The 12,884-nt window shown below is 71.9% G+C and carries 12 protein-coding genes; 5 read left to right on the plus strand and 7 right to left on the minus strand.

The genetic code is table 11. From position 1 onward, the window contains the following. Positions 1 to 22 precede the first annotated feature (22 nt). Complete coding sequence (locus IAG44_RS05305; RefSeq protein WP_187745960.1) at positions 23 to 1,060, plus strand: hypothetical protein; 1,038 nt, start codon at positions 23 to 25, stop codon at positions 1,058 to 1,060. On the opposite strand, the gene IAG44_RS05310 is transcribed toward IAG44_RS05305, so the two are convergent. The 5 genes from IAG44_RS05310 to IAG44_RS05330 all read right to left on the minus strand — a co-directional run bounded on the left by IAG44_RS05310 (position 1,048) and on the right by IAG44_RS05330 (position 6,218). Further along, positions 1,048 to 2,184: a hypothetical protein gene (locus tag IAG44_RS05310; protein WP_187745961.1), complete on the minus strand. Its 1,137-nt coding sequence runs from the start codon at positions 2,182 to 2,184 to the stop codon at positions 1,048 to 1,050. The two genes, IAG44_RS05305 and IAG44_RS05310, sit on opposite strands and share 13 nt — an antisense overlap. A gap of 47 nt (positions 2,185 to 2,231) precedes the next feature. Further along, positions 2,232 to 2,825 (minus strand): transglutaminase-like domain-containing protein, encoded by a 594-nt coding sequence (locus IAG44_RS05315; RefSeq protein ID WP_187745962.1) that lies wholly within the window; start codon positions 2,823 to 2,825, stop codon positions 2,232 to 2,234. A gap of 75 nt (positions 2,826 to 2,900) precedes the next feature. Next, the gene (locus IAG44_RS05320) at positions 2,901 to 3,971 is read right to left on the minus strand and encodes a threonine aldolase family protein (RefSeq protein WP_187745963.1); all 1,071 of its coding nucleotides are present in this window, start codon (positions 3,969 to 3,971) and stop codon (positions 2,901 to 2,903) included. Next, positions 3,968 to 4,714, minus strand: a complete 747-nt coding sequence (locus IAG44_RS05325) for an SDR family NAD(P)-dependent oxidoreductase (protein WP_187745964.1) — start codon at positions 4,712 to 4,714, stop codon at positions 3,968 to 3,970. The genes IAG44_RS05320 and IAG44_RS05325 overlap by 4 nt, the downstream gene beginning before the upstream one ends. A gap of 106 nt (positions 4,715 to 4,820) precedes the next feature. Beyond that, complete coding sequence (locus IAG44_RS05330; protein WP_187745965.1) at positions 4,821 to 6,218, minus strand: DUF6421 family protein; 1,398 nt, start codon at positions 6,216 to 6,218, stop codon at positions 4,821 to 4,823. Between the two features lie 263 nt (positions 6,219 to 6,481). Between IAG44_RS05330 and IAG44_RS05335 the strand changes: the two genes are divergently transcribed. After that, positions 6,482 to 7,150, plus strand: a complete 669-nt coding sequence (locus IAG44_RS05335) for a glycerophosphodiester phosphodiesterase (protein WP_187752518.1) — start codon at positions 6,482 to 6,484, stop codon at positions 7,148 to 7,150. Positions 7,151 to 7,183: 33 nt separating this feature from the next. On the opposite strand, the gene IAG44_RS05340 is transcribed toward IAG44_RS05335, so the two are convergent. Beyond that, a complete protein-coding gene (locus IAG44_RS05340; protein WP_187745966.1) occupies positions 7,184 to 7,723 on the minus strand; it encodes a GNAT family N-acetyltransferase in 540 nt (179 codons plus the stop codon). Between the two features lie 113 nt (positions 7,724 to 7,836). Between IAG44_RS05340 and IAG44_RS05345 the strand changes: the two genes are divergently transcribed. Continuing rightward, the gene (locus tag IAG44_RS05345; RefSeq protein ID WP_187745967.1) at positions 7,837 to 8,229 is read left to right on the plus strand and encodes a VOC family protein; all 393 of its coding nucleotides are present in this window, start codon (positions 7,837 to 7,839) and stop codon (positions 8,227 to 8,229) included. A 142-nt stretch (positions 8,230 to 8,371) separates the two neighbouring features. Next, complete coding sequence (locus IAG44_RS05350; protein ID WP_187745968.1) at positions 8,372 to 9,124, plus strand: VOC family protein; 753 nt, start codon at positions 8,372 to 8,374, stop codon at positions 9,122 to 9,124. 7 nt (positions 9,125 to 9,131) lie between these two features. Here the strand turns inward: IAG44_RS05350 and IAG44_RS05355 are convergent, their stop codons facing one another. After that, positions 9,132 to 11,720, minus strand: a complete 2,589-nt coding sequence (locus IAG44_RS05355) for a carbohydrate-binding protein (protein ID WP_187745969.1) — start codon at positions 11,718 to 11,720, stop codon at positions 9,132 to 9,134. A gap of 337 nt (positions 11,721 to 12,057) precedes the next feature. Between IAG44_RS05355 and IAG44_RS05360 the strand changes: the two genes are divergently transcribed. After that, positions 12,058 to 12,663 (plus strand): DUF5134 domain-containing protein, encoded by a 606-nt coding sequence (locus IAG44_RS05360; RefSeq protein ID WP_187745970.1) that lies wholly within the window; start codon positions 12,058 to 12,060, stop codon positions 12,661 to 12,663. Positions 12,664 to 12,884 lie beyond the last annotated feature (221 nt).

Here is a 12,884-nt window from a genome sequence, read left to right on the forward strand (position 1 = left end):
AACGCGCCACGGGGGCAGGGAAATGCGGCGCTGGGTCAAGGTGTCGGTGACGGCCGCGGTGGTGCTGAGCGTGGGCGGCTGGTTCGCCCAGCCGTACGTCAAGGACTGGTGGCTGGTGCGCGACGCCTGCGACGGAGGGCTACCCGCGGGCGCGGCGCGCGAACTGGCGCCGCACGACGCGCACTTCGCGGGTGAGGAGTCACGGACGCTGCGGGGGTTGGGCGAGTACCGGTGCGAGGTCACGGTCGAGGGTGACGACGAACCCACGCAGTTGGTGTCGCTGCGGGCGTACACCGGTCGCGACGCGGTGGAGGGCTCGCTGCTCACCTCGGTGAGATCGGGGTTCCAGAGGATGGCCGCCGTGCCGGAGGGCCTGCCGGGTTTCGTGAGCCGCTACAAGACGGCCGACTTCCTGGTGCCGTGCCCGGACCTGCCGAAGGACGCCGACGGCCGTTCGCCGAAGATGCTGGCCCACTTCACCTTCGGCGAGAAGACACTGACCGGCCGCCCGGCCGTCTACGAGGCGGCGGTGGCCCTCGTGAACTCCGCCTCCGACCGCCTCGGCTGCGGCGCGGCGCCACTGAAGGCGCCCACCGGCAAAGACGGCCTGCCCGACCCGGAGGACGAGCAGGACCCGGTCTGGCTCGACGAGGCCGGCGACACCGGCTGCGCGTGGGCACGCAAGGCCGGCCTGCCGTCCGCTCCGGCCGCCTGGCGCGTCGTCGACCGCATGAACGACGCGGCGCCGATCGGCCGTTGCGCCTTCCAGAACCGCGCCCCCGGCGACGACGAGCCGGGCGCGCCGCTGGCCTTCGAGTCCTGGTACGGCGACTGGACCGACCGCCTTCTCACCGAGGGGCTGAGCCATGCCCGTTGGCTCACGGCGACGGCCCGCTGCGACGGCGAGGCCGCGCACTTCGTCCTCAGCGCCGACGACGAGTTCCCGGGTCTCGGCACGGCGAAACAGCGCGCGCTGCTGAAGGCGTTCGCCGAGGACAAGGTGGAGCGGCGCGGCTGCACGGACCTCCGGATGGACGGCGCCGAAGCTCAGTCCGGGTAAACGAACGACTGCAGGTACTGCTTGTCGATCGACCGCCGCATCTCCACGACCCGTGCCTCGGGCGTCCCGCGCGTGGCGGCCCACTTCTCCAGCACCGCGTACAACTGGGCCCGGCCGTCCATCAGTTGCCCCTGCACCGGCCCCGACACGGGCCGTGCGGCGATGGTGCCCTGTGGAGTCCGGCTGGTCACCCGGCGGTCGGCCGCCAGGTAGGCGCCTCGGGTGTGCTTGCGCACGGCGCGGTCGAACTCCGCCACATCGGGGATCGTGCCGTTCCTCACCAGTTCGGTCCGCATCCCCATCAGGGCACCGAGGCGGTCGCCGAAGCGGCCCAGGTCGCGGTCGACCCAGGAGGTCGAGGACCGGTCGGAGCCACCGGGCGCGCGGTCGGGATCCGCGCCGTTGTCGGTCAGCCGCTCCAGGTAGTGCGCGAAGTAGGCGCGTTCGGCGTCGTAGAGGATCGCGAACACCCGGGGATCCCAGACGGTCCTGGCCCTCACCGCGCCGACGCGCAGGCTGCCGGTCAGGGAGGAGCCGGTGTAGCTGAAGTGGGCGTGGGCCTCACCGGGCGCGAGGAAGCTGCCGGGGCGGGGGTCGAATGCCTCGGCCTGTTCCGCCGTGACGGCTGGGCGCTCGTCGTCACGGTCGATGTCGAAGTACAGGCTCTGGTCCACCACGTACGCGCTGAGGAGTCCGGCCACGGCGGTGGTGAGCCCGGCGGGCAGCGGTTCGCCGGCCCGCCCGAGCACGCGGACGACCCCGTACGCGCTCCGCGCCTGCTCCAGACTGTGCGCCCGCCCTTCAACCCGCGTGCCCGCGTCCACAACCCGCCCCAGCACCGCACCCCCGTCCCCACAGGGCCGTTCGACGAACAGGGCGCGGACGGCGGGCAGCCGGGACAGGTCCTCGCCGGGGTCGAGCGCGCGGGTGGCCGCCGCCGGGTCGCCGGCGAGGGCGCGGGTGGACGCCGGGACGGCCTGGCAGGGCGGCGCGCCGTCGGAGTCCGCGAGGACCACGGGGACGGTGACGGCGACGGCGGCGAGGGCCGCGGTCACCGCCGAGACGGCCTTCCAGCGCTTGCGCAGCGGCGCCAGGCGCCCTTGTTCCACTCCCCCGTCGGCCATGCCGGGGAGACTAGCGGGCGCGTTCCCTCAGGTGTGCGGCGGGGGCGTCACAGGGCGGTCGGGAGGATCGTCCACAGGTGCGGTCGGTCGGTGGCATCCTGGAGCGCGCGCAGGACGGCCGGATGGGGCTCCGCGTAGAGGGTTGGAAAATCCAACTCACCCTCCTGGGCGTCGGGGATCCAGGCCAGCCGCTCCCCGGTGAGGGAGAACCGCGCGTCCACGCCGGGTTTGTTGCCGCGGGGGTCCTGGCGGTGCCAGGCGCCCTTGAAGCGGACGGCGACGAGGCCGTGGACGACGTGGCCGGGGCCGTCGTCGGAGCGCAGGAGCTGGTAGCAGAGGGCGGTGGGGATGTCCTCGGCGCGCAGGAGGGCCGTGAGGGCGTGGGCCTTGGCGTAGCAGATGCCGGTGCGCTGTTCCAGGACGTCGGAGGCGCGCCAGGTGACGCGGGGGTCCTGGGCGTCCTGGGAGTGGGGGATCTCGTCGCGGACGTACTCGAAGGCGGCCTGTGCATAGGCATACGAGTCGGGGACGTCGGCGGCGAGTCGTGCGGCGGTCTGCCGGACGAGCGGGTGACGGTGGTCGATGACCTCGTCGTCCGCGAGATATGCGGACAGGTCGGGGGTGTTCTGGATCAGCTCCATGCCCGCTGAGCATAGGAACGCGACCGCCCGAACGTCAATTCTTTTTCGGACGGTCGCATACTTATGCATGGCTGGCTACCGCGCCATCTCCTCCTTCAGCGCCGCCAGGAACGCGTCCACGTCGTCCTCGGTCGTGTCGAAGGAGCACATCCAGCGCACGACCCCGTCCGCCTCGTCCCAGAAGTAGAACCGGAACCTGTCCTGGAGGCGGACGCTCACGTCGTGCGGCAGGCGCGCGAAGACGCCGTTGGCCTGGACGGGGTACAGGATCTCGACGCCGTGCACCGCGCGGACGCCCTCGGCGAGGCGCTGGGCCATCTCGTTGGCGTGCCGGGCGTTGCGCAGCCACAGGTCCTTGGCGAGCAGCGCCTCCAGCTGCACGGAGACGAACCGCATCTTGGAGGCGAGCTGCATGGACAGCTTGCGCAGGTGCTTCATCTGCCGCACGGCGTCCTGGTCGATCACGACGACGGCCTCGCCGAACAGGGCGCCGTTCTTCGTGCCGCCCAGGGAGAGGATGTCGACGCCGACGGCGTTGGTGAAGGTCCGCATCGGGACGTCCAGGGAGGCCGCCGCGTTGGCTATCCGGGAGCCGTCGAGGTGGACGCGCATCCCGCGCGCGTGCGCGTGGTCGCAGATCGCGCGGATCTCGGCGGGCGTGTAGAGGGTGCCGAGTTCGGTGGACTGGGTGATCGAGACGACCTGCGGCATCGCGCGGTGCTCGTCCTCCCAGCCGTACGCCTGGCGGTCGATCAGCTCGGGCGTGAGCTTGCCGTCCGGGGTGGGGACGGTGAGCAGCTTCAGGCCGCCCATGCGCTCGGGCGCGCCGCCCTCGTCGACGTTGATGTGGGCGCTCTCCGCGCAGATCACCGCGCCCCAGCGGTCGGTGACGGCCTGGAGGGCGACGACGTTGGCGCCGGTTCCGTTGAAGACGGGGAACGCCTCGGCCGTGGGGCCGAAGTGGCTGCGGACGATTCCCTGGAAGTGCTCGGTGTAGTCGTCCTCGCCGTAGGCGACCTGGTGGCCGCCGTTGGCGAGCGCGAGGGCGGCCATCACCTCGGGGTGCGCGCCCGCGTAGTTGTCGCTGGCGAAGCCGCGGACCTCGGGGTCGTGCCGGCGGCGGGCGTCGGTCTTCGGCGGGTTCACGGCTGCTTGGTGAGCCACAGGCGCTGTCCGTTCACTTCTGCGGCGGGCCGGTTCCAGACACCGACGACGGCCTCGGCGAGTTCCTTGACGTCGGTGAAGCCCGCGAACTTGGCGTTGGGCCGCTCGGCGCGCATCGCGTCGTGCACGAGCGCCTTGACGACCAGGATCGCGGCGGCGGACGTCGGGCCGCCCTCGCCGCCGGCCTTGCGGAAGTAGTCGGCGAGGGCCAGCGTCCACGCCTCGGCGGCGGCCTTGCCCGCGGCGTAGGCGGCGTTGCCCGCGGTGGGGGCGCTCGCGCCGGCGGCGCTGATCAGGACGTACCGGCCCCGGTCGCTGCGCTGCAGCGCCTCGTGGAAGGCGAGGGAGGTGCGCTGCACGGTGCGGATCAGCAGCATCTCCAGGAAGTCCCAGTCGTCCAGGCTGGTCTTGGTGAAGGTCTCGCTGCCGCGCCAGCCGCCGACGAGGTGGACCAGGCCGTCGACGCGGCCGAACTCCTTCTCCGTGCGGTCGGCCCACGCGCGCGTGGCGTCCAGGTCCAGCAGGTCGACGGGTTCGCCGGTGACGGTCGCGCCGCCCGCCGCGTAGCGGGCCGCGTCGACGGCCGCCGCGAGCCGTTCCGGGTCGTTGTCGGCGCCGACGACGGTCGCCCCCGCCTCGGCCAGCCGGATCAGTGTCGCCCGCCCGGCGGGGCCGCCCGCTCCGGCGACCGCGATCACCGCTCCGCTCAGCGCGCCGTTGCCCATGTTCCTCGCCTCGCTCTTGTCGTCCGTCCAACGTCGGAACGTGACCGTATCGTCGTAACGGTCACGTTCCGTCGGTACTGTGTCGTCCTTGCCTTGCCCCGACCGCTCACGCGGCCGTGCGCTCCGCGCCGTCCGCGCGGATGCCACGGGTCGAGGCGATCACACTCTTCAGCTTCTTCGCCAGCGCCTCATAGAACATGCTGAGCGGAAACTCGTCCGGGAGCACGTCGTCGACGAGCTTGCGGGGCGGCTGGGAGAGGTCGAGGGCGTCGGGGCCCTTGGCCCACTTCGAGGCCGGGTGCGGGGAGAGGTAGCGGGCGACCAGGTCGTAGCCGGCGAACCAGTGGACGAGCTTCGGGCGGTCGATGCCGTCCTTGTAGAGCTTCTCGATCTCGGCGCACAGGTCGTTGGTGACCTTGGGGGCGCGGTCCCAGTCGATGTGCAGCTTGTTGTCGGTCCAGCGCACGACTTCGCCCCGGTGCAGGTGGGCGAAGAGGAGCTGCCCGCCGAGGCCGTCGTAGTTGCGGACGCGGTCGCCGGTGACCGGGAAGCGGAACATGCGGTCGAAGAGGACCGCGTACTGCACGTCGCGGGCCTGCGGGACACCGTCCGCTTCGAGCTTCACGGCCTCCTTGAAGGCGGTGAGGTCGCAGCGGAGTTCTTCGAGGCCGTACATCCAGAACGGCTGGCGCTGCTTGATCATGAACGGGTCGAAGGGCAGGTCGCCGTGGCTGTGGGTGCGGTCGTGCACCATGTCCCACAGGACGAACGCCTCCTCGCAGCGCTTCTGGTCGTGGACCATCGCGGCGATGTCCTCGGGCAGGTCGAGGCCGAGGACGGAGACGGCGGACTCGGTGACCCGGCGGAAGCGGGCGGCCTCGCGGTCGCAGAAGATCCCGCCCCAGGAGAATCGTTCCGGCGCCTCGCGGACGGCGATGGTCTCCGGGAAGAGGACAGCCGAGTTGGTGTCGTAGCCGGGGGTGAAGTCCTCGAAGGTGATGCCGCAGAACAGCGGGTTGTCGTACCGGGTGCGCTCCAGCTCGGCCAGCCAGTCGGGCCAGACCATGCGCAGGACGACGGCCTCCAGGTTGCGGTCCGGGTTGCCGTTCTGCGTGTACATCGGGAAGACGACGAGGTGCTGGAGGCCGTCACGGCGGTCGGCGGCCGGCTGGAAGGCGAGCAGCGAGTCCAGGAAGTCGGGGACCGGGAAGCCACCCTCGGACCAGGCGGTGAGGTCCGCGACGAGGGCGCGGTGGTAGGCGGCGTCGTGCGGCAGCAGCGGGCACAGCTCCTCGATCGCCGCGACCACCTCGCCGACGGCCCGCTCCGCCTCGGCGTGCGTCGGGGCGCCCTCGGCGTCGAAGTCGATCGAGCCGTTGGCGGCCTGCCAGGGGCGGATGCGCTCCACTGCGGCTTTCAGAACCGGCCACGCGGCCTGTTCGATCACCCGGACTCCGGAAGGAAGCCCCTCTCCCGCCGTCGCCCGCACAAGAATTTCCGTCATGTCCCATCCTCCACGGGAGAACCTCGCGTAAGGACACCGTAGGCATATGACGTTTCCGCTAGCAAGAAGGACCTCGGGAAATTATCCTGCCCACCCTCATGGTCACCGCATTTTTTCCTGCCGTACATGCCAAGCGCGCGGAGTTCGGCACAACGCCTTGATCGCCCCGGCATTCTTCCGGGGATCCCGGGGAAGGCGCGGGCAGGCCGTCGCAGGCCCTAGGCTGCGGAGCGCACTGGCGTCGACGGAGAGCGAGAGTGGCCTTGGAGTTTGTGACCATCGGGCATCGCGGGGTGATGGGAGTCGAGCCCGAGAACACGTTGCGGTCGTTCGCGGCGGCGCAGGAGGCGGGGCTGGACGCGATCGAGCTCGACCTGCACCTGACGTCGGACGGCACGCTGGTGGTGATGCACGACGCCGACGTGGACCGCACGACGGACGGCTGCGGGCCGGTCGCCGAGCACACGCTGGAGGAGCTGCGGACGCTGGACGCGGGGCGCGGGGAGCGGGTCCCGACGTTCGAGGAGGTCCTGGACGCGGTGTCGGTGCCGTTGCAGGCCGAGATCAAGGACACTCACGCCGCGCAGGCGCTCGCCGAGGTCATGCTGAAGCGCGACCTCGTCGAGCGCGTCGAGGTGTCCTCGTTCCACGAGCACGCGCTCGCCGAGATCAGCCGGCTCGTGCCGGGCGTGCGGACCGCGCTGATCGGCGGCCGCTACGGCGTCGACATCGCGGACCGCGCCGTCGACGTGGGAGCGCGCACACTGTGTCTCAACATCCGGCGTCTGACGCTGGAGACGGTCGAGCACGCCCGCAAGCACGACCTGCGCGTGATCGGCTGGGTGGTGAACACACAGGACCAGCTGCGCCTCGCGCGGGCCTTCGAGCTGACCGGGGTGACGACCGACTACCCGGAGATCAAACGCAGTTGAGGGACCGGCTGATCAGTTCGTTCAGGGTATTGATCAGCCGAGTTCCTTGACCAGCAGCTCGAATTCGAGGCCGGCCCGGCGCGGGATGCCGAAGCGCTCGTCCCCGTACGGGAACGGCGTCGTCCGGCCGGTACGGCGGTAGCCGCGGCGCTCGTACCAGGCGATCAGGTCGTCGCGCAGCGAGATCACGGTCATGTGCATCTCGGCGACGCCCCACGTCTCGCGGGCCTGCCGTTCGGCCTCCGCGATGATCCGCTTGCCCAGCCCCTCGCCCTGCAACGCCGGGCTGACGGCGAACATCCCGAAGTAGGCGTGGTCGCCGCGGTGTTCGAGCTGGCAGCAGGCGACGACGACACCGGCCCGCTCGACGGCGAGCAGCCGGCCGTCCGGTTTCGCGATGACCTCCCGTACGCCCTCGGGGTCCGTGCGCTGACCGTCCAGGAGGTCCGCCTCGGTGGTCCAGCCCACGCGGCTCGTGTCGCCCCGGTAGGCCGATTCGATCAGCGTCACCAGGGCCTCGACATCGGCGTCGGTGGCGTCGCGGTAGGTCAGCGCGGTCTCGGCGGTCTCCATGTGCGGTTCTTCCGTCCTCGGGGTGCGGTGGGGCACGGCCGGGCTCGTGGGCCTGGCGTGATCCATGAGGCCCGGACTTCGCAGAGCCTAACTCTCCCGTAGGCTCCGGCTGCATGGTGCATGTACTGAGCAGTCGCGTCCTCCTCCACCCCGCCGACCCCGACCGCGCCCGCCGGTTCTACGGCGAACAGCTCGGCCTCGGCGTCTACCGCGAGTTCGGCACCGGTCCCGAGCGGGGCACGGTGTACTTCCTCGGCGGCGGGTTCCTGGAGATCGCCGGGCGCACGGACGCGCCCCGGGACCCGGAGACCCGGCTGTGGCTCCAGGTTCCCGACCTGTCGGCGGCCCATGACGAGCTGGTCGCGCAAGGGGTGCCGATCGTGCGGGAGCCCGTGAAGGAGCCCTGGGGGCTCGTCGAGATGTGGATCGCCGATCCCGACGGGACGCCGATCGTGCTGGTGGAGGTCCCGGCCGACCATCCGATCCGCTACCGGCCCGGTATCTGAGCCCTCCCGGATGGCCGGGGCGCGGGCACGGGCTTAGCGTGCTGGAAGGGGTCCTTCGACGGTGAGGGCTCACGTCTCGGGTACGCGCGCGCCGGGGCGTACGTCTGCGGGGCTTACGTCTCGGGGCTTACGGAGGATCGTCATGAAGCTCGACGCGACCGTGCCCGGCGGGCCCTGCTGGACGGAGCTGGGCACCGGTGACCTGGAGGCGGCGAAACGGTTCTACGGCGGCCTGTTCGGCTGGCGGACCGAGACGGACCCCCGGCCCGAGGCGGGCGGCTACACGATGGCGTACCTCGGCGAGGACGCGGCGGCCGCGCTGACGCCGCTGTACCGGACGGGGCAGCCGGTCGCCTGGACCGTCTCGTTCGCCGTGTCGGACGCGGACGTCAGCGCGCGCCTCGCCGGCGAGGCGGGCGGGACGGTGCTGCTCGGGCCCATGGACGTGTTCGACGCGGGCCGCTTCGCCGTGGCCGCCGATCCGGGCGGCGCCGTCTTCCAGCTCTGGCAGGGCCGCGGCTTCCCCGGCGCCGGGGTCTTCAACTCCCCCGGCGCGCTCGGCTGGGCCGAACTCCTGACCCGCGACGCCGCGCGCGCCGAGTCCTTCTACACGGCCGTCTTCGGCTGGACCGTCCGCCCCTCCGCCCGCTACCCCCGACTCGGCGTCGGCGGCGAGGACTTCGGCGGCATGCTCACCATGGACGACCGCTTCCCGCCCGAGGTGCCCCCGCACTGGCTGCCGTACTTCGCGACCGACGACGTCGACAACGCCGCCTCCACCGCCGGGAGTTCGGGCGGTACGACGCTGATGGCGCCGATGACGATGCCCGACGGACCCCGGATCGCCGTGCTCCGGGACCCGCAGGGCGCGGTGTTCGGCGTCTACCGGGCCTGACGGTCCGTCACGCCAGGGGCGTCACCGTCACGTTGTCCAACACCGGGGCGAACGCGGACCGTTGCCCGTACGCGTTGTACGACGTCCCGTCGAAGTCGGGGAGTTCGTCGGCGGTGAAGGTGAGGGTGTTGACGCCCTGACGGAGTGTCACCGGGAGGGACAGGTCGTCGAAGTTGTTGAAGTGGAAGGTGGTCGGGAACAACACGCGCCAGGGCTCGCCCCCGTTGACCGACAGGTCGGCGTGCCGGCACAGCGGGTCGGGGTTGTAGTGGGTCGAGGGCGCCTGCTCGCCGTTGGAGTACCGCAGGGTGAGGGCGTGCCGTCCGGCCCGCTCGGCGGTGACCGTGAGGGTGAGCGCGTTCCCTGCTCCCCCGCCGACCCCGTCGACGGCCTTGCCCCCAGTGGCGTACGGGTAGACGCCGGTGACCTGGGCGGTGCCGGTGAGGACGCCCTCCTCGGCCGGGTACGTCGCCGTCGGCAGCAGCCCGCGCGAGGGTCCCAGCAGCAGGCGGTCCACGACGAGCCGGTCCGAGGTCGCCGTGACGGTGACGCGGCTGATGCCGCCGGCCAGGAACAGCGGCACGGCGCCGTCGCGCAGCTCCCCCACGTCCTCCCCGTCCACCGCGAGCCGGCCCTCGCCCGCGCCGATCCGCTCGACGGTCGCGCTGACCTCGCCCGCGTCCCGCGCGTGCACCCAGAAGGTGACGGCGGCGCCCCGGCCGAGGACGACGACTCCGGGGCCCGAGGCGCCGGGGCGTGTGAAGTCGGTGCGGGCACCCTCGCCGAGGGAAGCGAACTCGGCGTCGTACACGGCGACTTCACCGGCGTCCGTGCCGCGCGGGATCAGGTCGAGGCGGTCGATCACCGCGTCGCCCCTGGTGGTCCCGAGGTCGGGGTCGTGGGCGGCGAGGGTGAGGGTGTGGCGGCCGGCGGTGAGGGTGACGCGGGTGTCGGTGTGCCCCCACACGGCCCACTGGTATCCCACGGGCAGGAGCACTTCCCGGGGTTGACCGCCGTCCACCCTCAAGAACGCGTTGGTGGGCCCGAGTTCACGTACGAGGTCGGCCTTGTTGTACGCGTTGGCGTAGATCCGTACGTCGTACTCGCCATCCTGCGGGGCCTCGACGTCGAAGCTCAGCACCAGGTCGGAGCCGGTGCGCAGGCCGCCCACGTGATAGCCCCCGGAGGTGGCGAACTTCCCCACGTCAAACGGGGATCCCTCGGGCCCGTTCCTCGTCCAGCTCTCACCGGTGTGCGCCGCGTCCTCGGCCTCGTACGACCTCCGCCGGCCGGCCGACGCGGACGACAGGGCGGCCCCGTTGCCGCCGGGCGAGAGGGTGAGCCGGTAGGCGGACATCGCGTCGAGACGGGCCAACGGGAGGCTCACCCGGTCGTCCGTGACGGGGAGTTCGGCCTCCTCGATGAGCAACGGGCGTTCGCTCGCGCCGAGTTGGCCCGTCCAGGGGATCTCCTCCAGGCGGGCGTGGACGACGGTGCCGAAGACGGCGGGGTCGACGTGCGCGACGGCGACCTCGGCGGCGCCGTCCGCACCGCCGAACAGGACACGGGCCTGGCGGCGTTCGCGGTCGAGGACGGCGACGCCCTGGAGCGTGTACTGGATGTCGGGGTGGGGCGCGGTGACCTGGACGGTGTCGCCGGTCAGGGTGCCGTAGGCGTGCAGCAGCCACCACTGGCCGTTGGCCCGGTTCGCGCCCACCGCCGAGTCGTTGAGGTTGCCCGCGATGTTCCAGTACGCCATGTCGGCGTCGACCTTGGACTCCTCGATCGCCGCGATCCACTGGATCATCTGGCCGGGCACCGAGAGGTGGTAGTTGTGCGCGTACTCGTTGATGTTGACCGGGAGCGGGCCGATGCCCAACTCCCGTTCGAGGGCCCGGTACTTGGCGACGGCGCCGCGCACCTCGCCGGGCGAGGACAGCTCGTGCCAGGTAATCACGTCGGGCAGGACGTCCGCGTCCCGCGCGAACTCCAGGAAGCCCCGCACCTCGTCGTACAGGAGGCAGGTGTTGGGACCGGCGACGCGGGCGTCCGGGTCCAACTCCTTGATCAGCGCGTGGACTTCGCGCCAGGCGGCGAAGAAGGCCGCCGGGTCGGTACGCCAGGAGACGCCGTCGTGACTGAACTCGCCGTCGCCGAACATGTTGCCCTCGGGCTCGTTGAACGGCACATAGACGAGGTGGGAACGCAACGCGCCCATACCGAGGGCGAGTTCGACCTGGCGGCGGACGCGGGCCTTGAGGTCGGCGAGGCGTTCGGGGCCGGTCGCGCCGGGCCACTCGTAGGGGAAGCCGCGGTAGGTGTCCGGGATGTAGACGTAGATCTCCCTGCCGCCCGCCTCGACGAACGACGGCAGGATCTCCAGGGCGTCGGCGCCGGGGTGCTGGACGCCGTCCTGGGCCTTCGTCGACACCGTGCGCAGCCTGATGCCCTCGATGAGGCTGCGGCTGGGCACGCCGTCGCCGTACACGCCGTACAGCGTGCCGCTGGCGCCGCCGTGGAACGGGCCGGTGCCGGCGCCGAGGTCGACGAGGAGGGTGTCGGGGGCGGGTCCGTCGGGGGCGGGTTCGGGTGACACGGGGTGCCTCCAGGGCGGGGCGGTGCGGTGGACTGTCATGCATCACACCTCGGTGCGGCGAACCGTTTCGGCAAGCCGTCCGGAGTGTCGAACATCGGTCGGTTCCTCGAATCGGCCTGGTCGAACGTAAGGAGGGGCGACGGCTCGCGTCAACGGGTGGACGCACGGTTCGCTCCGGCGCGTTCTCGATCCCCTTCACGCCCCCTCGTGCACTTCTGCGCTCGCGTGCGCGCCGCCCGGCGTGGGCATCGCTCCCTTCGTACGGCTCCGTACGGCCCGCACGGCTCGTATGACTCGTACGGCTCGGGACCGGCATACACGGCACGGGGAGGTGCACGTGCACGGACCGGCTTCACTCGGCTGGCTGCTGGTGGCGTTGTGCGCGGCGACGGGGGCCTACTGCCTGCTGCGGATGCGCAGCGCGGACGAGGGGCAGCGGCGGGCCGCGGGCGGTGAGGCGGTGATGGGGTTCGGGATGGCCGCGATGGCGGTGCCGGCGGGGGTGTTCACGCCGCCGGGGTGGGCGTGGCCGGTGTATCTGACGGTGTTCGGGGCGGCGGCGGTGCACGCGCTGTGGGCGGCCCGGGGCAGCGCGCACCATCTGCATCACCTCGTGGGGGCGCTGGCGATGGTCTACATGGCCGCCGTGATGGCGCTCTCACCGTCGCACGTGCATGCGCACGGCAGTTCGGGCGTGCCGCTGCTCACGGGGGTGCTGTTGCTGTACTTCGCGGCGTACGTGCTGGCGTCGGGGGCGCGGCTCGTGCCGGTGACGTCGGGCGGGGCGAGCGGCGGAGGAAGCGGTACCGGGGGCGGGGGCAGCAGCGGTTCCGGTGACGGCGGCAGTGCCGGTCGTCCGGGGTGGGCCGACCGGCCGGAGCTGGCGCGGGCGTGCCGGTTGTCGATGGGCATCGGGATGCTGGCGATGCTGATCACGATGTGAGGCGCGCTCCTCGCGGCCGGCCCGGAACGTCCGGCCCCTCGCGCCCGACCCGAGACACCCGGCACCTCGTGCCCGACTCGAAGCGCCCGACCCCTCGTACTCGGCCCGGAACGCCCGGCGCCTCGTACCCGGCCCGGTGGAGCGCCCAGCGCCTCTTGCCCGACCCCCCTCGCCTCAATCGTGATCTACGCCACTTTGCCGTGCACGACCGCCCACGCCCC

It is taken from the genome of Streptomyces roseirectus (genome assembly GCF_014489635.1).
GTDB lineage: Bacteria > Actinomycetota > Actinomycetes > Streptomycetales > Streptomycetaceae > Streptomyces > Streptomyces roseirectus.